Origin of the sequence: Sphingomonas limnosediminicola, assembly GCF_039537965.1 — a bacterium.
Lineage (GTDB): Bacteria > Pseudomonadota > Alphaproteobacteria > Sphingomonadales > Sphingomonadaceae > Sphingomicrobium > Sphingomicrobium limnosediminicola.
Genome location: NZ_BAABBM010000001.1, coordinates 495,748 through 515,584, shown reverse-complemented (window position 1 = coordinate 515,584; position 19,837 = coordinate 495,748). Strand labels below are relative to the sequence as shown.

Below are 19,837 nucleotides of genomic sequence, written 5' to 3'. Positions count from 1 at the left end.
AATGATCCCCGGAGAAGAACTGCTTTTTTGCGCGCTCGGCGGCTCGGGCGAGATTGGCATGAACGTCAATCTCTACGGCTGTCGGGGCCAGTGGATGATGGCGGACCTCGGCCTGACCTTCGCAGGCTCGGATTACCCGGGGATCGAGCTCATCCTTCCCGACCTCGAGTTCATCGAGAATCAGCAGGAGCGGCTTGTCGGAATCGTCCTGACCCACGGGCATGAGGATCATATCGGCGCGCTTCCCTACCTCGCCGATGAGCTGAAGGTACCGCTCTACGCCACGCCGTTCACGGCGGGCCTGATCGCGGGCAAGCTTGAAGAAGAAGGGCTGACCGGCCGCGTGAAGCTCAACGTGATCGAGCGCGGCGGAAGCATCGACCTGGGCCCGTTCAAGGTCAGCTTTGTCGCACTTTCGCACTCGATCCCTGAAGGAAATGGGCTGCTCATCGAGACGCCGTTCGGCAACGTGTTCCATACGGGCGACTGGAAGATCGACGAGACCCCGGTAATCGGCGAGGCGCCGAGCACCGAAGTGCTGACCCGCATCGGCGACGAAGGCGTACTTGCGCTCGTTTGCGATTCCACCAACGTCTTCCAGGACCAGCCGTCGGGATCCGAGGAAAGCGTTCACGCGGGACTGCTCGCGCAAGTCGCGAAAGCGAAGGGGCGCGTGCTGGTCACGACGTTCGCGTCGAATGCGGCGCGGCTTCAAACGATTGGACGCGTGGGCATCGAGACAAACCGCCGGGTGTGCATCGCGGGTCGTTCGCTCGATCGCATCCTGCGCGTCGCGCAGACGACCGGCTACCTCCGCGATTTCCCCGCTCCCATCAGCTTCGACGAAGCGATGCGGTTGCCACGTAGGGAAGTGTTGATCATCGCGACGGGAGGGCAGGGGGAGCCTCGGGCCGCGCTCGGCCGGATTGCGGCGGGCACGCACGAGTTAAAGCTTTCCGAAGGCGATACCGTGATCTTCTCGTCACGGATCATCCCGGGCAATGAAGTCGCGATCGGCCGGATCATGAACCAGCTGTCGGAGCTCGGCGTCCAGATCGTCACTGAGCGGCAGGCCCACGTTCACGTCTCCGGCCATCCAGGCAGGCCCGAGCTCATCCAGATGTACAAATGGGTGCGCCCCGAAATCGTCGTGCCTGTTCACGGCGAGCAGCGGCACCTGGCGGAGCACGCCCGCCTTGCGCTGGCCAACGGCGTGCCGAAGACCATCGTGCAAAAGAACGGCGATGTGATCCGCCTCGCTCCCGGTGGTCCCAAAAAGATCGACGAAGTCCGCGTCGGCCAACTTGTGCTCGACGGTGATGTCATCTTGCCGGCCGACGGCTCGACCGTCACCGAGCGGCGTCGCATGGGCTATGGCGGATTGATCACCGTTGCGGTTCCGGTGGGCAGCGACGGCCGGCTAGCGGGCAAGCCGCTCATCCGGCCTTTCGGTGTGCCGGTTGAAGAGGACCGCGAAGATTTCATCTCCGACGCAACCGACGCCGCCACGAAAGCCTTCAGCCCCGATATCACCGAAGATAAACAGCGCGAGAATGTGCGGCTCGCCGTTCGCCGCTGCGCCACATTGTGGACGGGAAAGAAGCCGCTTGTTGAGGTGATGCTGCTCCAAGTTACGAGCTAAGGTCGATGGCGCTTTCCTCGATCATCGCGATTTACTTCCTGTTCTTCGCCGCGAGCGCTTTCTTGCTGCTTCCTTTCGGCGTTCGCACCGACGAAGAATTGGGCAAGGCAAAGATCCCGGGTCAGGCGGACAGTGCGCCGCACGCGTTCAATCTGCGCTGGCACTTGCTCAAGGCCGCGCTGCTCGGCGCAATCCTGTTCGCTATTTATTACGCGAACTGGACCTACGGCTGGGTAACGCCGCAGGATCTCGACCTCTACAATCCGCGCAACGGCGGTTAGCGGCGGCGGTCGATCTGGGCCAGGGCGGCGTAGAGCTTGCCCATATCGGACGACATCAACGTAACGGCGATGATGCCGCCATCACGCTCCGCGACGACGCGGCGTAGCATGGCTTCGAAGTCCGCCATGTAGCGGTTCACCGACTGCTGGAATTCCGGATCCGAATCGTAATGCGCCTTGATCGCGCGCGTTTCGCTTCCACCAATCAGCCGCACTGCGCGACGCGTAAAGACGCCGCGGTTGCCCTTGATGTAACTGTCCCACGCCTTGTCGTCGATTTCGTCGGACAGGATCTTGCCGACATCGATGGCGGCGGAATTCATCGAGTCTATCAGCAGCGAAACGCGGCGGGCGAAGGCTTCGCTGTCCTTTTCGCGCTGCTCACTGCTAGTCGCTTCGATATGATGCTCAAGCGCCGCCGCGGTTTGGCCAAGCGTGACCATCTGCTGCGTCAGGCGATCTGAAGCAGACCTCGCAGTTTCCACAGCGCGCGTGGCGACAGCTTCGACATCGCGCAGCTTGTCCTCGACACTCTCGCGAACGACGCGCTCCAACGCCGCGCGGGTCTCTTCCGATAACTTCCCGGCGCTGGCCGGAATGATGCCTTCGATAGCCTCGCGCGCACGCTCGGCGGCGTGAGCAGCGGCTTCCTTGACCTGAAGGAGCGCGTTCACAAGTTGCGGGCCGGTCTCGGCACTGAGGTTCGCTGCCTCGCGCTCGACCTGGACCATCACGGCCGCAAGCTCACCGAGCTTCGCGCCGGCATTGTCGACGCCGGTGTCGATCGCAGCGAGATATTCGCCCAGGCGATTCTGCTGCTCGACAATCTGTCCTTCGGTGGAGGCGATCCGGTCGCTTGCCTCAACCGTAGCTTCGCGGATCCAGCCGATTTCAGGGCGTATACGCGACGCGCTTTCGACCAGGCGGTCGGTGCCATCCTGTGCCTCGCCGATCGCGGTGCCGACGCCGTCGCGGATCTCGCTGACAAGCCGATCGATACTTTCGCGCAGGCCGTTGGTCCGCTCCGAAAGCGAGTCGATTGCGCCGTCCTGTGTGCCCGCCTGCGCGGCAAGCGTGTCGAGTTCGTTGCGGGCGCGGGTAAGGGACTCGAGGAAGTGATTTGCCCGCTGGTCTCCATTCGCGGCAAGTTCTGCAAACCGCTGATCGATCATTGCCAGGCCGCGGTCGATCTCGGCGATCATGCTTTGCGACGCACGATCCTGCTCGGCGACGCGGTTCGATAGGCCTTCGAGCGACGTCGTTGCTCGTTCAATGTTTGCGGCCAGCGACTCCGATGACTGTGTGCCGGCCTTGCCGATCCCGGCCGACGCCTGCTGCACGAGCGCAGCGACCGCTGCCGCCTGCGTGTCGATCCCGGAGCGGATTGTCTCGAGGGTCTGCGCCGACTGATTCAGAAGCTGGTCGAGAGAGCCGGTGAAGGCAGTTTGAGCTTCCGTTACGCGCGCCGCTGCGCTGGTGCTCGCGCTGTCGATTTCGGCGAGCCTTGCGGCAAGCCGGTCGGCCGCCTGCGCAACCAACTCGTCCGTCGCGCGCGTTTGCTCTGCCAACGCAGCCACCTGTTCGCCGAACGAGGTCGTCTTCGCCGCGGATTCGCTTCCGATCGACCGCAGTTGGTCAGCGACCTTCTGCGCCGTCTGTTCCGCTCGCGGAAGATCGGCGAGCAGCACGGCGACGTCGTTACGCGCCGAGTCCGCCGCCCGGTCTAGCGCCTCACTGTGGACCCGCAACTTCTCGCTGCTGGAGTCGAACTCGCGCGTGATGCCGCCGAGCTTGCCGGTCGCCTCGTCGCCAAGGGTCATCAGATGCTGGGACATCATGGTTAACTCGGAACGGCTGTCGTGAATCCGCTGCGATAGAACCTCGAGCAGCGCATCGAGCGACCGCGCTTCGGTGCGCATGGTGACTACAGATCGGGTGAAGCGCTCCGCTTCCTTTCGGCGCGTGCGCCCGAACATCAGCCAGACCAGGCCCAATAAGGCAAGCGGGCCCGCTGCAACGGCAATCCATTGCGCGAAGGCGGGCGATGAAAGCGATTGCCCGCCCAGCGATCGTCCGGCGCTCCACGCGCTGAACGCCAACCAGGCGGCCGAAAGCAGCAACAGCAACGAGCCAAGGACCCGCCGCCCGCCGGCGCCACGCTCTTCCGCGCGACTCTCCGCCCATTGCTCCTGGTCGAAGCTGGGCTCCGAACTCATCAGGGCAGTCGTAAGATCGAGGGGCTCGCCCTCGTCCTGCACCGGGCTTTCCGGTTCGGCGTGTTTTGCGAATGGGTTCATGGCAATCGGCAGTTTACCATCTTTGACGATAGGCGAAAGCGGTTAGAGAGGGCTCAACGCTGTCGCGGGGGAAGGGAAAGAAGTTTGGCGGTCGGCGCGCTCATCGGGGCTTATCAGGAGGATGACGAAGGAGGGCTCCGAGCGCTCCTTCCGCTCTCGGGACGGACGCTCATCGATTATCAGGTTCGCTGTGCCTCGGCGGCCGGCGCGGGACCGATCGTCGTCGTCGTTGAGCGAGTACCCCAGGCGCTCCAGGACGCCTTCGAGCGACTTCGTCTGGATGGGATCAGCGTCTTCCCGGTCAGCGACGTGCAGGAAGCCGTAAGCCGGTTCGAGGCAGGGGCCTCGATTCTCGTTGTCGGCGATGGAATTGCGCCTTCTGCTGAACTGGTGGCCCAGCTGGTCGATGAACCCGAGCCCGCGGTAGTCACCGTTCCCGATGACGAAGCCCACGCAGCGTTCGAACGTATCGATGCGGAATCGCGCTGGGCCGGCCTCGCGGTAGTGGACGCGCACCTTCTCGGATCGACGGCAGTGATGCTCGGCGATTGGGACCTCCAGTCGACGCTTTTGCGCCGCGCCATCCAGGAAGGCGCCGTTCGGCAGCCCGTGGCGGGTGATGAGGAGCCATTGTTGGTTGAGCGGGAGGCCGACCTAGGCGACTTTCAGCGACGCCTCATTCGCGCCTCGCGAGGTGGTCGAACCGACTGGGTCAGTCGTTTCGTCCTGCCGCCGATCGAAGAGTTTGCGACTGAGCAGCTTATGGAGACCGGCGCCCGGCCGGTTTGGCTCATCTGGGCCGCGCTCGCGTTGATCGTCGGTGCCTCGGCTTGCTTTCTGCGCGGCTGGCTCGGAGCAGGACTGGTGATGCTGCTGCTTTCCCTTCCATTGGATTTGGTAGCAAATCGCCTGGCGATCCTTCGGCTGCGCCCCCTTCCTGCGCATCTGCTCAGCCGCCGTATCTTATGGGCGGTCAGTGGAATTGCCCTGCTTGCACTTGGCTGGTGGGAGATGCGCCATGTCAGCGGCTGGGGGGCACTGCTCAGTGCAATAGGCGGAATCGCATTCGCGGAGGCAGGCCGGATCGAGAAGCACGGTTTTCCGGCGGACGCGGACACGTGGCTCTTCTCCCGACGTGGCGCGATTGTGGCGGCGGTTCCGTTCGCGATCCTTGGCGCCTGGACACCTTATCTTGTGGGTCTGCTGGGCTACGCAGCGCTTTCTTTCTTCATTGTTCAGCATGTGCGACATTCAGCGTCGAGTTGACGGGAAGTTAACGCAAATCCGATAAGCACCGGCAGGATGAAGCCGGAAGAATGGCCGATTGCTGCATCTGCAGCCGACCAGTCGGGTCGCGCACGCCGCGCGGGCCGCGACCGGCTGTCGACTGTCCGGGTCGACTTCTTCCTCGATTCTGCCGAGCGATTGACGGAGCAGGAGCGGGCGCTGATGACCGCCATGCTCCATTGCATGGTGGCTGACATTGCCGACGCTTTGCGCGCGGCACTGCCTAACATGGCCACGCCCGCGAACGACGAGGGCAATCTCGCTATTTTCGACCGACTTTCGGAGGCCGGCCTGCTCGATCGCGCAGGGTTAATGCGGCTGCTCTTGCGCCGTGCCGATGAGGAGCGGATTGCGACCGGTGCGAAATCCCGTGCCGGACGTCGCGAGGCGCGCGTCGTCCAGGGATTGGTCAGCCATCGTGACGGTGCCGTCGCGGCTGCCGCAATGGCCTTGATCATCGCTCGCGGTCGTCGCCGCGACCGCTTTGGCCAATGCCTCCTTCATTTCGACGACTTGCCGCGGGATGAAGCCCGGGCGCTGGTTTGCTCCCTCGCTGCCGCCCTTCGCGCGGACCTTGTCGTCGGCACTGGCGCCGCCGAGGCCGATCGGCAGCTCGCGGCGGCCATGGCCCAAGTCATGGCGAGCCTCGACACCGGAAGCTCCGTCGAAAATCTGACCGCAACCCTAATCCGCCTGCTCGATGAAGAGGACGCCCTCTCCAACGAACTCATTGGCGCCGCCGCAATAGAAGGCGAGATCAACTTCGTCGCACAGGCGCTCGCTCGGCGCTGCGGCCTCAGCGGCGAGGTCGCACTGGAGGAACTGCTGTCGGCCGACCCGCGAAGGATCATGGCCATGTTGCGGATGGGCAATCTGGCGCGCGAAGTCGCGGGTGGCTTGCTCGCCGGCATTGGCGATCTTCTCGGCATCTCCGACCTCGGCCGCGCGATCGCCGAATTCGATCGGCTGAGCGATGCAGATGTCGCAAACGCGCGGAGCTGGGTCGCCGCCGACCCTCTCTATCAATATGCTGTGGACTCGCTTGGAACGGACAATGGCCAGCGCACCGTCTGAGCCCCGTCCGATCCTAGGGCGCCTCGACAAGGACGGCAGGCTGATCGCCGCTGATCCCGAGCTTGAGGCGCTGCAGCGTCAGGCTGGCGCGACACTTGGCCAGAAGCTTGCGCTTCCGCAGGTCGCCGCCGTTGCGCAACTCGCCCGCAAGCTTCGCATTCCAGTGGCGCGTCCGGCGGTTGCCGCCTCACAAGATCATGACATCGAGCTTTGGGTTCGCGCCAATCCAGACGGGGATGAAATTGCGCTGACCCTGGAAGGCTGGAGTGAACGCGTTCCTGCCGCTGCGCGCCTGGCCTCCCTCCTAGGTGGGCCGTCTGAAGCCGACTCGCCAGCTTCGAATACCGAGTGGGTGGCGGATGAGGAGATGCGCATCATTTCCCTGTCTCCCGAGCTAGCCGATTATCTCGGCGTCGAGCTCGCCGAAGCTTCGGGACAACCGATGACCCGTGTCGTGCGTCTGGAGGAGAATGAGGCGGGCGAAATGCCGCTGATCAGCGCGCTCGCCGCGCGACGCGGCTTTGCCGAGCAGCGAGCCCGCAGCCGCAACGACGAGAGCCGGATCATCGTCCTAACAGGCGAGGTTGTCAGCACGACCGACGGAAGCTTCGCCGGCTTCCGCGGCACTGCGCAGCTCGAACAACCCGCCCGGATGCCTGGCGACTTGGGGGGCGGAAACGCTTTCGACCATGCCCTGGACGAAGTCCTGCGCTCGCCGCTTGATCGGATTATCGAGAGCGCCGAACGAATCGTCGAACGCGCCGATGGCCCGCTGCGCAGCGATTACGCCAGCTACGGCAACGACATTGCCGCCGCGGCCCGGCATCTTCTGTCTGTTGTCCGCTCGATGAGCGATGACGTTTCGTCGGGCCAGCATGCTATTGATCTTGGCGCCCTCACTGCCGAGGCAGTCGTGATGGTCGAGCCGCTTGCCGAAGAGCGGAATGTCGCCATCGCTTCGGAAAAACGGGAAGGACTTTCGGCCTCCGGTCAGGACCGCGCGGTTATTCAAATCCTCGTAAACCTGATCGGCAACGCGGTGCGTCACTCGCCGCAGGGTTCGACGGTCCATTTGTCTTTCGCGCAAACGATGGCGACTGCCTCGGTGACTGTTTCCGACGAGGGTCCGGGCATCGAGCCCGTCGACCAGCAGCGCATCTTCGAACGCTTCGAGCGCGTCGAAGCGACGGAAGGCGGCACGGGACTCGGCCTCGCCATCTCGCGGCGGCTGGCCCGGTCGATGGGCGGCGATGTTTCATTGGACAGCGAGCCGGGCGCCGGCGCCCGGTTCACGCTGACGCTGCCGTCCCCCTAACGATCGCCGACGGGAATGTAGTCGCGCTGCGTGGCGCCGACGTAAAGCTGGCGAGGACGGCCGATCTTCTGCTCCGGATCCGCGATCATCTCATTCCACTGGGCAACCCAGCCCACTGTCCGCGCTAGCGCAAACAAAGCCGTGAACATGTCGGTCGGGAAGCCGATCGCGTTCAGGATCACCCCCGAATAGAAATCGACGTTCGGGTAGAGTTTCTTCTCGATGAAATACTCGTCGTTGAGCGCGATGTGCTCCAACTCCTTGGCGACATCGAGCACGGGGTCGGAGATGTTGAGCTCCTTGAGCACCTCGTCGGCAGTAGCCTTCATCACCTTCGCGCGCGGGTCGAAGTTCTTGTAGACGCGGTGGCCGAAGCCCATCAGCCGGAACGGGTCGTTCTTGTCCTTGGCGCGAGCGATGTACTCGGGAATCCGCTTCACGTCGCCGATCTCGCGCAGCATGTTGAGCGCGGCCTCGTTGGCGCCGCCATGCGCCGGACCCCACAGGCAGGCGATGCCCGCCGCGATGCACGCGAAGGGGTTCGCGCCCGACGAGCCGGCGAGGCGAACCGTCGACGTCGAGGCATTCTGCTCATGGTCGGCGTGCAGGATGAAGATCCGCCGCATGGCGTTCTCGATGATCGGATTGACCTCATAGGGCTCCGCAGGAACGCCAAAGGTCATGCGCAGGAAATTGCCCGTGTAGCTGAGGCTATTCTGCGGAAACATGAAGGGCTGGCCGAGGCTGTACTTGAACGCCATCGCCACAAGCGTGGGCATCTTCGCGATCAGCCGGTGCGATGCGATCATCCGCTGCGCCGGGTCGGTGATGTCCGTGCTGTCGTGATAGAAGGATGAAAGCGCGCCGACGACGCCGCATAGGATCGCCATCGGGTGAGCGTCGCGCCGGAAGCCGCGATAGAAAGTCGCCAGCTGCTCGTGGACCATCGTGTGGCGGCTGATCGTGTAGACGAACTCGTCGAGCTCGCTCTTCGTCGGCAACTCACCGTGAAGGAGGAGGTAGGATACCTCCATGAACGTCGATTTCTCGGCGAGCTGCTCGATCGGATAGCCGCGGTGGAGCAGAATGCCTTTTTCGCCGTCGATATAGGTGATCGCGCTTTCGCAGCTCGCGGTCGACGTGAAGCCGGGATCGTAGGTGAACATGCCCGTCTGGCCGTAGAGCTTGCGGATATCGACGACTTCCGGCCCGACCGTGCCGTCCAGCACCGGATAGGTGAAATTGCTTCCGTCGACCCCCAGCGTCGCGGTTTGTTCGGTCATTCAATCGGCTCCATCTGGTCGGCTATGCGGGCGAGGCTTTCGTCTCGTCCCAACAACGCAAGAACGTCAAATATCCCGGGAGATGTCGTGCGCCCTGTGAGGGCGGCGCGAAGCGGCTGGGCAAGCTTGCCGAGCTTCACGCCGAGACCCTCCGCGACCTCGCGGACGGCAGCCTCTAACGACGCAATCTCCCAATCGGCAAGTGCCTGAAGTTTCGCGTGCGCGGCGCGCAGCACTTCTCGGGACTCGGGTGTCAGCAGGGCAGATGCCTGTTCATCCACATCGAGCGGTCGCGTCGAGAACAAAAACGCAGCGCTCTCCGTAAGTTGGCCGATGGTGTTCGCTCGCGATTTGAGCTCGGGCATCGCCCGGCGCAGCTGCTCTTTTTGTGTGCCGCTAATGCCAAGCTTGGCAGCAACGAGGTCGGACAGGCGGCCGTCATCGGCCTCACGGATGTAGTGGCCGTTGAGATTTTCGAGCTTCTTGAAGTCGAAGCGCGACGGGGACTTGCCGACATGATCGAGGTCGAACCATTCGATGGCCTGTTCGCGGCTGATAATCTCATCGTCGCCATGGCCCCAGCCGAGGCGCAGCAGGTAATTGCCGATCGCTTCCGGCAGGAAGCCGAGCTCGTCGCGATAGGAATCGACGCCCAACGCGCCATGCCGCTTCGACAGCTTCGCACCGTCCTGACCATGGATCAGGGGGACGTGGGCATAAACCGGCTCAGGCCAGCCCATGGCATTGATAATCACCAGCTGGCGGAAGGCGTTATTGAGATGGTCGTCGCCGCGGATCACGTGCGTGACGCCCATGTCGTGATCGTCGACCACCACCGCAAGCATGTAGGTCGGCGTTCCGTCCGACCGCAGCAGGACGAAGTCATCGAGCTCGACGTTCTGTACCGTCACGCGGCCCTGAACGCGGTCGTCGATCACTGTTTCCCCTTCGCGGGGCGCCTTCAACCGAATGACGAATGGCTTGTCGCCTTGCTCGGCTGTCACGTCGCGCCAGGGGCTGTTGATGCGGAACGGCCGCCGCTCCCGTTGGGCGGTCTCGCGCTGCTCGGCGAGCTCTACCTGGGTCATGTAGCAGCGATACGCGGCCCCGCGCTCAAGCAAGCGATGGGCGACTTCGGCGTGCCGCGCCCAGAATTGCGACTGGTAATATTCGTGGCCGTCCCAATTGAGGCCAAGCCAATTCATCCCGTCGAGGATGGCGTCGATGGCTTCCTTTGTGGAGCGCGCCTTGTCGGTGTCCTCGATGCGGAGGAGGAACTTGCCGCCGTGATGGCGGGCGAACAGCCAGTTGAACAAGGCCGTCCGCGCCCCGCCGATATGAAGGAAGCCAGTGGGCGAGGGGGCAAAACGGGTAACGATGGGACGGGAATTGCTGCTCAAATCTTTCTCGCTTGCGCTCAGGCGCGCAATCCTCTTCTCTCTATGCTGCAATGCAACGGACGAGCGCCCCTAACATAGCGGGTGCGCCTCTGCCACAGCATGCTCGGAAGCTCTGGAAGCGCGTTTTGCCGAGTGGAACGAGGAGCTGGAAAAGCTGTTCGAAGGAGCGCGCCCAGCTTCCGCCGTGGATCGTTGTCGGGTTCGGGTGCGGGATCGCCGTTTAGTTCGCGTTTGACTCATCGATTGAATGGCACGCCTTCTGCGTTAGCGCCGCCGCGGCACTCGTTGGCTTCACGATTCTGACGGGTCGAGCCGGACGAGCCGCTAGGCCCGTTGACCATCACTCAGGCTGTCGAGCCTCAGGGCCTTGATCGTGTCAGGGAAGGGCTTTCGCTCCAGACAGCCAGCTCGCTCCCCGACGGGTCAATGAAGTGGAAACGACGGCCGCCCGGGAAGCTGAAGATCGGCTTGGCAATCGTCCCGCCCGCTTTCGAAACTGCGTCGAACGCGGCCTCGAGGTTATCGACTTGGATCACCGGTAGGATGGCTGACAGCGCCTCTTCCGGATCGCCCTGCAAACCGACATCGGTCGTGCCGTTGGTCGTTGCTGAGTAGGTCGGGCCATAGTCGGCAAACGTCCACCCGAACGCCTTCGAATAGAATGCCCTCGTCAACTCGTGCGCAGTGGCGCTCGGCAATTCCACGTAATCGATGCGCGCGTCGCCCATGTCAGTAGCGGCGAATCAGGCCTGCGAGACGTCCCTGAATCTGGACCCGGCGCGGATCGTAGCGCTGCGCCTCGTATTGTCGGTTGGCCGGATCGAGGCGAATCATGCTGCCCTCGCGGCGGAACGTCTTCAGCGTTGCTTCCTCATTGTCGATCAGTGCGACGACGATCTCACCGTCTCGCGCCGTGTCGACCTTGCGGATGAGCGCGAAGTCACCGTCGAGGATGCCTTCGTCGACCATCGAATCGCCCGACACTTCAAGCGCATAATGCTCGCCTGGCCCAAGTAACGCCGACGGCACGGAGAAGTTCTCCGTCCCCTGCAGCGCCTCGATCGGCGTGCCGGCAGCGATGCGGCCGTGGAGTGGAATTTCCTGAACGTCGTTGGCGGGTGCGCTGACCACAGGCCGGATCGGGGTTACGGTTGCAGAGGGCCGTGTCTCGGGAAGCTTCATCACCTCGAGCGCTCTGGCCCGATTGGGCAGCCGCCGAATGAACCCGCGCTCCTCCAGCGCCGAAATCAAACGATGCACGCCGGACTTCGACTTCAAGTCTAGCGCCTCGCGCATCTCATCAAAGCTCGGAGAGATCCCGCTCTCCTTCAGACGGCCATCGATGAACAACAGCAATTCATGCTGCTTGGCGGTTAGCATCGGTGGTCACTCCCCCGAATAGAACGAACGGGGAACGTGTAGGCAACAAACGGATGCCGGTCAAGTGCCCCGATCAGTTTCCGCTGGTGAGCAGCCGCGTCTTCATCGTCTGGATCGCACTGTCGTTCTTTTTGGCCTTAAGCTCGGCCTTGATCGCCGCGACGAATTGCCGCGCGTAATCTTCCGAGAGCTCCTCGCGAAGCTCACGCTGCATCTGACTAATCAAGCCGGGCTGCAAAGTCGCGTTGCCGGGTACGATCTTCGTCACCTTCACGATGTAGAAGCCGCGGCCCTGCGGGTCGGGAAGCGCTTTGGCTTTCCCCTGGCCAAAGGTGAACAGCATCTTGAGCGCCGGCGGCACCTGTCCCTGCGCGGTCGCGATCTGGATGCGCCGCGCGGCGACGGGACGAGCGGCGGGAAGGGCCACGCCGGCCTGCTTTATTGCGTCGGCTAGCGAAGCGCCTGACGCCGCCTTGGCCGCAATGCCATCGGCAGCGATCTTGGCGCGCTTGAATGCCTGCTGGTCGAGCCAGTCGGCAGCCACGCGGTCGCGGATGCTGGCTAGCGGGGCGGGGGCCGCTGCGACGACCTGTCCCGGCGAGACGACAGCATAGCCCTTGTCGCCAAGGCTCACGATCTCCGGCGGGTCATTAGGCGCGATCTCGAACCCGGTCTTGACGGCGGGGGCGAGTTCCGGAGCGATTTTGAACCTCGGGTCTGCGAGTGAGCTTCCGTTTGCCACGATGAGCGGAGTCGTGGTCACCGGCGCTTTCGCCTTGCCCGCGGCCTCGACGAAGTTACTGCCATCGTCGATCGCGTTCTGGATCTTGTCGACCATATCCTCGATCGCGGCTTTGCGTTTGTCGGCAACGAGTCTGGCGCCAATTTCGTCATGTGCTGCGGCGAGCGTCTTGCCCGAGGCGCTCTTCACCGATTCGACCTTCACGACGACCCAGCCGAATTCCGACTGGACCGGTCCAACGACCGATCCCGATGCCGCGCCGAATACTGCCGTCGCGGCCTTGTCGCCTGCGACGCTCGCATATGCCTGGCGCGTCTGATCGGCCAACGCCGTCACGGCTGCATTGGAGCCTGCAGGCGCCGCCGCGGCCGCCAGCGTCGCGCCGCCCTTGGCGCGAGTTGCGATGCCGTTCGCCGTTGCCTGGTCCGGCACGACCACCTGACTCAGGTTGCGCGTCTCACGTGATCCGTAGATGGCTTGGTTCTTGTTGTAATAGTCCGTGATTTCCTGGTCCGTTGCGGCGATGCCGGAGACCTGCTCAGGGCCGATGATCGCAAATCGAAGCGCCCGCTGCTCGGGGATCATGTAATGATTGCGGTTTGCAGCATAGAATTGCTGCACGTCGGCGTCCGTCGCTTTCAGTCCTGCCTTGAACGGCTCGATCGGAACCGCCGCGGCTTCGCCCTCGCGCGATTCCAGCATCATCGAGGCATATGGCGTGGCCATCCCGACCGAAAGCCGGGCATTTGATGCCACCGGCGAAAGAATGAGTTGCTGGAAAAGGCCGCTCGCCAGCAACTGTCGCACTTGCGCATCGGTCATTTGTTGGCGTTGAAGAAACGTCTGGTAGGACGCGGCGCTGACCTTGCCGTCCAGGCCCTTCACACCAGGCAATTGAGCGATCTGCCCGTCGAGGAGTTTCTTCGACAGCGGGAAACCGAACTTGTCACCAAACGCGATCAGAGACCGCTGGTCGATCAGCAGGGCGAGGATCTCGTCGAAATCGCGCGCGATGGTCGAATAATCCGCTGCGGGGTTCTGCTCGCGCACGTTTTGCAGACGCTTTTGCATCGCTTCGCTCATCTCGCGCTCGGTGACACGCTGGTCACCGACGCTGGCCAGCGTATCCGCGCCCATCCCAAAGCCGATCTTGCCTGAACCGAAGTTGGAGATGTCGCTGGCGGCAAAGCCTGCGAGGATGGCAATCAGGACGGCCGCCATGATCCAGGTGCCGACCTTGGATTTTGATACGCGGCGAAAAAAGGTGAGCATCAAGTCTTCCGAGAGGTGAAAGCGATAGCGAGCGGCGAGCTTTAGGGGGGAGCCTTGCAGGCATCAAGGCGCGCCCGCTAGTGGACGGCCTATAAGGGGGACTGAATGGCGCTCAGGAAGCTCGTTGCCGGAAATTGGAAGATGCACGGACTCTCTGCGGATCTCGCGGAGGCAAAGGCGATTGCAGAGCAGTCGAAGGATTATCCCGGCGTCGATGTCGCGCTCTGCGTCCCGTCGATCCTGATTGAACGTGCCGCAAGAGCGCTACCCGACTTTACCATCGGCGCGCAGGACGTCCATCACGCGGAGAAGGGTGCCCACACCGGTTGCATCTCGGTGCAGATGCTTCACGACGCCGGCGCCAGCCTGACCATCGTCGGTCATTCCGAGCGCCGCGAAGCGCAGCGTGAGAGCGACGAAGAGGTCAAATCGAAGGCGACTGCGGCGCTTTCGTGCGGTCTCGCAGTGATCCTCTGCGTGGGAGAGAGCTTGGAGGTCCGAGAGCGAGGCGCCGCGGTCGAGACCGTGGTCGGCCAGCTCGACGGCTCATTGCCCCACGTTCTGAGCAGCGAAACGGAGCTGGCGATAGCTTACGAGCCGATTTGGGCGATCGGCACCGGCAAGATCCCGACCGTCGATGAAATTGCGGAAATGCATTCTGCCATCCGCCAGCGGCTGCGCGAGCGGTTCGGTGCGGACGGCGATCAGGTGCGCATCCTCTATGGCGGATCGGTGAAGGCCTCGAACGCGGTTGAAATATTCGCGATCGCAGACGTCGATGGCGCGCTCGTCGGCGGCGCCAGTCTAAAGGCCACCGACTTCATCCCCATCGTTGCCGCTGCGGCCTCGAGCAGCGGCGGTTGAAGGCTTGGGCCCGATCGCCTAAGTCGCCGCGACCAATTCACGAAAGAATCTCATGTTCGCCTTCCTCCTGATCGTTCAATCGCTTGTCGCCCTTTCGCTCATCACGGTGATCCTGATGCAGCGCTCCGAGGGCGGCGGCCTTGGTGTAGGCGGAAGCTCGTCTGGTTTCATGACGGCGCGGGGTGCGGCGGACTTCCTGACTCGCTCGACCTCTGTGCTCGGCGGCACCTTCATCGTCCTGTCGATCGTCATGGCCGCCATCGCCGGCGCGACGCGTGAGCCGGTCAAGATTGACACGTCGCTGGCCGGCAAGACCGGAACGCCGATCGAGCAGTCGCAGCCGGCAACGGCACCGGCGGCGCCAAAGCAGGCGCCCGACCAGAATCAGCAGGCGCCGGTCCCGCTCGCCCAATAGTTTTTGCAGCGGGCGCGAAAATATTTCGCGCCGCCCTTGCGCGAGTTAGCGGCTACCCCCTAAGCCTCGAATCCCATGGCGCGGTTCATTTTTGTCACCGGCGGCGTGGTCTCCTCGCTTGGAAAAGGTCTTCTGTCGGCGTCCCTCGGGGCGCTTCTCCAGGCGCGTGGCTACAAGGTCCGCATTCGTAAGTTCGACCCCTATCTCAATGTAGATCCGGGGACGATGTCCCCGTACCAGCATGGTGAAGTCTTCGTGACCGACGACGGGGCGGAAACCGACCTCGACCTCGGGCATTACGAGCGTTTCACAGGCGTCAGCTCGCGCCAGTCGGACAACATCACGACGGGCCGCATCTACCGCGACATCATCGCGCGCGAACGACGCGGCGATTATCTCGGCGCGACCGTCCAGGTCATTCCGCACGTCACCAACGCCATCAAGGAATTCGCGCTCAGCGACACTGGCGAATGCGATTTTGTCATTTGCGAGATCGGGGGGACCGTCGGGGACATCGAAAGCCTGCCATTCATCGAATCGATCCGGCAGCTTAGGAACGACCTTGGCCGCAGCAATTCCGTCAGCGTCCACACGACACTCGTTCCGTGGATCGCTGCCGCGGGCGAGCTCAAGACCAAGCCGACGCAACAATCGGTGCGCGAGATCGCGAGCCTGGGTGTTCAGCCGGAAGTGCTGCTGTGCCGATGCGACAGGCCTTTGCCGGAAGCGGAGCGCGAAAAGATCGCCTTATTCTGCAACGTCCGAAAGAGCGCGGTCATCCCGGCACTCGATGCGCGCAACATCTATGATGTGCCGCTGCAGTACCACGAAGCAGGACTCGATGATGAAGTCCTCTACGCCTTCGGGATCGAGGACGCGCCTAGGCCGGATTTAACGCGCTGGATCGAGGTGATGGATCGGATCGACCATTACGACAGCGAAGTTACTATCGGCGTAGTCGGAAAGTACGTCGGCCTTCCCGACGCTTATAAGAGCTTGCGGGAAGCGCTTGTGCATGGCGGGATCGCCAACCGTACGAAGGTCAACATCCAGTGGCTCGACGCAGAAATGTTCGAGCATCCCGACGCTAACCTGGCGGCCGAGCTCGAGCCGCTTCACGGCATTCTTGTCCCTGGCGGGTTCGGCGAGCGCGGCAGCGAAGGGAAGATCGCCAGCGTGAAGTTCGCGCGCGAGCGGGAAATCCCCTTCTTCGGCATCTGTCTCGGCATGCAGATGGCGTGCATCGAGGCGGCGCGGAACCAAGCCGGAATCAAGGAAGCTTCCACGACCGAGTTCGGTGAAACGCCGGAACCGGTTGTCGGTCTCATCACCGAATGGATGAGCGAAGAAGGCTTGCAGGAACGCGCGGCAGGCGGCGATCTCGGCGGCACGATGCGCCTAGGCGCCTATCCAGCGACACTGGCCGGCAACAGCCGCGTCGCCTCCGTCTATGGCGCAACGGAGATCAGCGAGCGCCATCGTCATCGTTACGAAGTGAACGTCCACTATCGCGAGGCGCTTGAGAAGGGTGGACTCCTCTTCACGGGCATGAGCCCCGACAATCGCCTGCCGGAGATCGTTGAGCGGCCCGACCACCCGTTCTTCATTGGCGTCCAATTCCATCCGGAATTGAAGAGCCGTCCGTTCGAGCCCCATCCGCTATTCGCGGGTTTTATCGACGCGGCGCTCAATCAGAGCAGGCTTGTCTGACGTCAGCTTTGGGAACGGCTCCCTCGTTCGACCGTTACGGGGGCGAATTCTTGGAAGGAACGTCCCATGCTGCTGACAATCGCGATCATCTTGCTCATCCTGTGGGCGCTCGGATTCCTTGCCTTCCACGTCACCTCGGGCCTGATCCACATCCTCCTCGTCGTCGGCATCATCGTGCTGATCTGGAACTTCGTCGTGGGTCGCAGGGCGGTCTAAACCGCCGTTAACCGGCCTTGCTGGAGGCGTTTGTGCGCCTTAGATGCCGGGCATGACGAACAGCATTTCGACGCGCGTGGCCGTGCTTGGCTCGGGCCCCGCTGGCCTCACCGCAGCCATATACGCGGCGCGCGCCGGCCTCAGCCCGGTAGTGATTCAGGGAATCCAGCCGGGCGGTCAGCTGACGACCACGACGGATGTCGAAAACTATCCCGGTTTCCGAGACGTCATCCAAGGCCCCTGGCTGATGGAAGAGATGCAGGCGCAGGCCGAGCATGTCGGGACCAAGGTTGTTTGGGATCACATTTCATCAGTCGATCTGTCCCGGCGTCCGTTTCGCCTGAACGGCGATGGCGGCACCCAATATTCCGCCGACACGTTAGTGATCGCGACCGGCGCGCAGGCAAGCTGGCTTGGGCTGCCTTCCGAAGAGCATATGAAAGGTAGGGGCGCCTCTGCCTGCGCCACTTGCGACGGCTTCTTCTACCGGGGAAAGCGCGTTGCCGTGATCGGCGGCGGCAATACGGCGGTTGAGGAGGCGCTGTACCTGACCAATCACAGCCATGACGTCACCCTGATCCACCGTCGCGACACGCTGCGGGCCGAGAAGATCCTGCAAGACCGCCTGTTCGCCAACCCGAACATCAAGGTCATTTGGGATTCGGAAGTCGTCGAGTTCGTAGGCGGCGGCGATCCGGAAGCGCTCATCGGCCTCGACATCCGCAATAAGCGCAACGGCGAGGTCACCCGCGTTCCCGTCGAAGGCGCCTTCGTCGCCATCGGCCACAAGCCCGCCACCGAGTTGTTCGCTGGCCAGCTCGATCTCGACGAGGACGGTTACATAAAGGTCGAAGCCGGGACGACGCGCACCAGCGTCGAAGGCGTGTTCGCCTGCGGTGACGTCATGGACAAGATTTACCGTCAGGCCGTGACCGCCGCCGGCACCGGCTGCATGGCTGCTTTGGACGCCGAGAAATATCTCGCGGCGCAGGAATATCAGGCACTAGCAGCCGAGTAATCACTCCGGGTAGCTCGCCCCGGCAAAGTAGAGGCCATCCGGCGGTGCGTTGAACCCGAGTGCCGCTCGGTCGCGCGCCAGAAGTGCTTTTCCGATATCCTGAGGCGCCCACTGGCCGCGCCCGACCATGGCGAGGCATCCGACCATCGAGCGCACCTGATGGTGCAGGAAGCTTCGCGCTTCGGAGCGCAAGTGAATTTCCTCACCGGACCGTTCCACTTCCAGAACATCGAGCGTCTTCACCGGGCTATCCGACTGACACTGGGCCGAACGGAACGTCGTGAAGTCGTGCCGTCCCACCAGCATCGCGGCGCCCTCGCGCATGGCTTTGACGTCGAGGTCTACCGGGATGTGCCATACCCGCCCACGGTCCAGGGCCGCCGGCGCCCGGCGGTTGAGGATTCGATAGAGATAGCGCCGGCCGGTGCAGGAAAATCGCGCGTGCCAATCGTCTGCCACCGGCTCGATCTCGAGGACCGAGATGGGCTGAGGTCGCACAAGTGCATTGAGGCCCTCGCGTAGTCGACGGGGCGTCATTTCCCGGCTCACATCGACGTGCGCCGACATTGCGAGGGCATGCACTCCCGCATCGGTGCGTCCGGCCGCGTGAACGGGCGCCTGCTCGCCCGTCATCTGCTGAAGTGCTTCTTCGAGAGTCTGCTGCACCGACGGGCCATGGTCCTGCCGCTGCCAGCCCATGAACGGCCCACCGTCATATTCGATGATCAGCCGCCAGCGGGTCACGTCAGGATCGTGCCTTGTGGGATCGCAAAACCGCGCAGCAATTCGCCTGGGCTCATCGCCCCTTTGCCTGCACGCTGGACTTTGGAGGGCCGCACCGCACCTGCCGCTGTCGCGATCGTCAAATGATCGTCGATCACTTCGCCCGGCTGACCGGACCCGATGACGGCCTCAGCGGCAAGCAGCTTGATCCGCTCGCCATTCGCTTCGAACCATGCGCCCGGCGCCGGAGAGAAGGCGCGAACCTGCCGTAAGATTTCGTCGGCAGAGCGCGTCCAGTCGATCCGCGCCTCCGCCTTATCGATCTTCGCGGCGTAGGTGATCCCATCCTCAGGTTGGGGCTGCGGTGGAGTCGGATTTGCCAGCCATGCATCGAGCGCCTCTGCTCCGAGTACTGCTATCTCTTCAATAACTTGCCCGGCATTCTTGCCGCGAAGGTCGAGCTCGCGTCTCATCAGCATCGGCCCCGTATCAAGGCCTTCATCCATCTGCATGATCGTCACGCCGCTCGTCTCGTCGCCAGCCAGAATTGCGCGCTGGATCGGCGCCGCGCCGCGCCAGCGGGGCAGGAGCGAAGCGTGCACATTCACACAACCCCGCCCGGGCGCATCCAGGATGGGCTTTGGCAAGATCAAGCCGTAGGCGGCAACGATTGCCAGGTCGGCGCCAAGCGTCCGAAATTTCTCCTGCTCTTCCTCATTGCGAAGAGAGCGCGGCGTTCGCACTTCGATGCCCAACTGCTCCGCCCGCTCATGCACCGGCGTCTTGCGATCTCCCTTGCCACGGCCCGCAGGGCGCGGCGGCTGGGAATACACCGCCACAACCTTGTGACCTGCCTCGACGAGCGCGTTGAGGCTCGGCACGGCGAACTCGGGTGATCCCATGAAGACGATGCGCATG

At 63.2% G+C, this 19,837-nt stretch carries 18 protein-coding genes; 10 read left to right on the top strand and 8 right to left on the bottom strand.

Annotated elements, in window-relative coordinates:
• The first annotated feature begins 1 nt into the window (after nt 1).
• On the top strand, nt 2–1,642 hold the full coding sequence (locus ABD704_RS02575) for a ribonuclease J (protein ID WP_344698134.1): 1,641 nt from the start codon (nt 2–4) through the stop codon (nt 1,640–1,642).
• A gap of 5 nt (nt 1,643–1,647) precedes the next feature.
• On the top strand, nt 1,648–1,923 hold the full coding sequence (locus ABD704_RS02570) for a DUF1467 family protein (protein ID WP_344698133.1): 276 nt from the start codon (nt 1,648–1,650) through the stop codon (nt 1,921–1,923).
• Here ABD704_RS02570 and ABD704_RS02565 read toward each other — a convergent pair.
• Nucleotides 1,920–4,220 (bottom strand): coiled-coil domain-containing protein, encoded by a 2,301-nt coding sequence (locus tag ABD704_RS02565; RefSeq protein ID WP_344698132.1) that lies wholly within the window; start codon nt 4,218–4,220, stop codon nt 1,920–1,922. The genes ABD704_RS02570 and ABD704_RS02565 overlap by 4 nt on opposite strands.
• Nucleotides 4,221–4,304: 84 nt before the next feature.
• On the opposite strand from ABD704_RS02565, the gene ABD704_RS02560 reads away from it, so the two are divergent.
• The 3 genes from ABD704_RS02560 to ABD704_RS02550 are packed head-to-tail and all read left to right on the top strand — an operon-like array spanning nt 4,305 to nt 7,896.
• Complete coding sequence (locus tag ABD704_RS02560; RefSeq protein WP_344698131.1) at nt 4,305–5,486, top strand: NTP transferase domain-containing protein; 1,182 nt, start codon at nt 4,305–4,307, stop codon at nt 5,484–5,486.
• A 36-nt stretch (nt 5,487–5,522) separates the two neighbouring features.
• Entirely contained in the window at nt 5,523–6,581 is a 1,059-nt protein-coding gene (locus ABD704_RS02555; protein WP_344698130.1) for a DUF2336 domain-containing protein, read from the top strand.
• Nucleotides 6,562–7,896 (top strand): sensor histidine kinase, encoded by a 1,335-nt coding sequence (locus ABD704_RS02550; protein WP_344698129.1) that lies wholly within the window; start codon nt 6,562–6,564, stop codon nt 7,894–7,896. Before ABD704_RS02555 ends, ABD704_RS02550 begins: the two co-directional genes overlap by 20 nt.
• On the opposite strand, the gene ABD704_RS02545 is transcribed toward ABD704_RS02550, so the two are convergent.
• The 5 genes from ABD704_RS02545 to ABD704_RS02525 all read right to left on the bottom strand — a co-directional run bounded on the left by ABD704_RS02545 (nt 7,893) and on the right by ABD704_RS02525 (nt 13,973).
• Nucleotides 7,893–9,179 carry a citrate synthase gene (locus ABD704_RS02545; RefSeq protein WP_344698128.1) on the bottom strand — a complete coding sequence of 429 codons (1,287 nt, stop codon included), beginning with the start codon at nt 9,177–9,179 and terminating at the stop codon, nt 7,893–7,895. The two genes, ABD704_RS02550 and ABD704_RS02545, sit on opposite strands and share 4 nt — an antisense overlap.
• Nucleotides 9,176–10,579, bottom strand: a complete 1,404-nt coding sequence (gene gltX / locus ABD704_RS02540) for a glutamate--tRNA ligase (protein WP_344698127.1) — start codon at nt 10,577–10,579, stop codon at nt 9,176–9,178. Before gltX ends, ABD704_RS02545 begins: the two co-directional genes overlap by 4 nt.
• A 359-nt stretch (nt 10,580–10,938) precedes the next feature.
• Entirely contained in the window at nt 10,939–11,307 is a 369-nt protein-coding gene (locus tag ABD704_RS02535) for a VOC family protein (protein ID WP_344698126.1), read from the bottom strand.
• A 1-nt stretch (nt 11,308) separates the two neighbouring features.
• Entirely contained in the window at nt 11,309–11,959 is a 651-nt protein-coding gene (gene lexA / locus ABD704_RS02530) for a transcriptional repressor LexA (protein ID WP_344698125.1), read from the bottom strand.
• Nucleotides 11,960–12,032: 73 nt separating this feature from the next.
• Nucleotides 12,033–13,973 (bottom strand): peptidylprolyl isomerase, encoded by a 1,941-nt coding sequence (locus ABD704_RS02525; RefSeq protein ID WP_344698124.1) that lies wholly within the window; start codon nt 13,971–13,973, stop codon nt 12,033–12,035.
• A 105-nt stretch (nt 13,974–14,078) separates the two neighbouring features.
• Here ABD704_RS02525 and tpiA point away from each other — a divergent pair, with 105 nt between their 5' ends.
• From tpiA to trxB, 5 genes are all read left to right on the top strand, one after another.
• On the top strand, nt 14,079–14,837 hold the full coding sequence (gene tpiA / locus ABD704_RS02520) for a triose-phosphate isomerase (RefSeq protein WP_344698123.1): 759 nt from the start codon (nt 14,079–14,081) through the stop codon (nt 14,835–14,837).
• 52 nt (nt 14,838–14,889) lie between these two features.
• The gene (secG, locus tag ABD704_RS02515) at nt 14,890–15,252 is read left to right on the top strand and encodes a preprotein translocase subunit SecG (RefSeq protein ID WP_344698122.1); all 363 of its coding nucleotides are present in this window, start codon (nt 14,890–14,892) and stop codon (nt 15,250–15,252) included.
• A gap of 75 nt (nt 15,253–15,327) precedes the next feature.
• On the top strand, nt 15,328–16,962 hold the full coding sequence (pyrG, locus tag ABD704_RS02510) for a CTP synthase (protein WP_344698121.1): 1,635 nt from the start codon (nt 15,328–15,330) through the stop codon (nt 16,960–16,962).
• Between the two features lie 66 nt (nt 16,963–17,028).
• On the top strand, nt 17,029–17,178 hold the full coding sequence (locus ABD704_RS02505; protein WP_344698120.1) for a lmo0937 family membrane protein: 150 nt from the start codon (nt 17,029–17,031) through the stop codon (nt 17,176–17,178).
• A gap of 52 nt (nt 17,179–17,230) precedes the next feature.
• Nucleotides 17,231–18,196: a thioredoxin-disulfide reductase gene (trxB, locus tag ABD704_RS02500; protein WP_344698119.1), complete on the top strand. Its 966-nt coding sequence runs from the start codon at nt 17,231–17,233 to the stop codon at nt 18,194–18,196.
• Here the strand turns inward: trxB and truA are convergent, their stop codons facing one another.
• Both truA and fmt read right to left on the bottom strand, forming a co-directional pair.
• Entirely contained in the window at nt 18,197–18,940 is a 744-nt protein-coding gene (gene truA / locus ABD704_RS02495; protein WP_344698118.1) for a tRNA pseudouridine(38-40) synthase TruA, read from the bottom strand. It abuts the gene before it with no gap.
• Complete coding sequence (gene fmt, locus ABD704_RS02490; protein WP_344698117.1) at nt 18,937–19,836, bottom strand: methionyl-tRNA formyltransferase; 900 nt, start codon at nt 19,834–19,836, stop codon at nt 18,937–18,939. Before fmt ends, truA begins: the two co-directional genes overlap by 4 nt.
• Between the last annotated feature and the right edge of the window lies 1 nt (nt 19,837).

Excerpts from the sequence above, each read along its gene's own strand:
- ABD704_RS02575 (WP_344698134.1), top strand. The coding sequence starts at position 2 with ATGATCCCCGGAGAAGAACTGCTTTTTTGCGCGCTCGGCGGCTCGGGC.
- ABD704_RS02570 (WP_344698133.1), top strand. The coding sequence starts at position 1,648 with ATGGCGCTTTCCTCGATCATCGCGATTTACTTCCTGTTCTTCGCCGCG.
- ABD704_RS02565 (WP_344698132.1), bottom strand. The coding sequence starts at position 4,220 with ATGAACCCATTCGCAAAACACGCCGAACCGGAAAGCCCGGTGCAGGAC.
- ABD704_RS02555 (WP_344698130.1), top strand. The coding sequence starts at position 5,523 with ATGAAGCCGGAAGAATGGCCGATTGCTGCATCTGCAGCCGACCAGTCG.
- ABD704_RS02550 (WP_344698129.1), top strand. The coding sequence starts at position 6,562 with ATGGCCAGCGCACCGTCTGAGCCCCGTCCGATCCTAGGGCGCCTCGAC.
- ABD704_RS02545 (WP_344698128.1), bottom strand. The coding sequence starts at position 9,179 with ATGACCGAACAAACCGCGACGCTGGGGGTCGACGGAAGCAATTTCACC.
- ABD704_RS02535 (WP_344698126.1), bottom strand. The coding sequence starts at position 11,307 with ATGGGCGACGCGCGCATCGATTACGTGGAATTGCCGAGCGCCACTGCG.
- lexA (WP_344698125.1), bottom strand. The coding sequence starts at position 11,959 with ATGCTAACCGCCAAGCAGCATGAATTGCTGTTGTTCATCGATGGCCGT.
- ABD704_RS02525 (WP_344698124.1), bottom strand. The coding sequence starts at position 13,973 with ATGCTCACCTTTTTTCGCCGCGTATCAAAATCCAAGGTCGGCACCTGG.
- tpiA (WP_344698123.1), top strand. The coding sequence starts at position 14,079 with ATGGCGCTCAGGAAGCTCGTTGCCGGAAATTGGAAGATGCACGGACTC.
- secG (WP_344698122.1), top strand. The coding sequence starts at position 14,890 with ATGTTCGCCTTCCTCCTGATCGTTCAATCGCTTGTCGCCCTTTCGCTC.
- pyrG (WP_344698121.1), top strand. The coding sequence starts at position 15,328 with ATGGCGCGGTTCATTTTTGTCACCGGCGGCGTGGTCTCCTCGCTTGGA.
- ABD704_RS02505 (WP_344698120.1), top strand. The coding sequence starts at position 17,029 with ATGCTGCTGACAATCGCGATCATCTTGCTCATCCTGTGGGCGCTCGGA.
- trxB (WP_344698119.1), top strand. The coding sequence starts at position 17,231 with ATGACGAACAGCATTTCGACGCGCGTGGCCGTGCTTGGCTCGGGCCCC.
- fmt (WP_344698117.1), bottom strand. The coding sequence starts at position 19,836 with ATGCGCATCGTCTTCATGGGATCACCCGAGTTCGCCGTGCCGAGCCTC.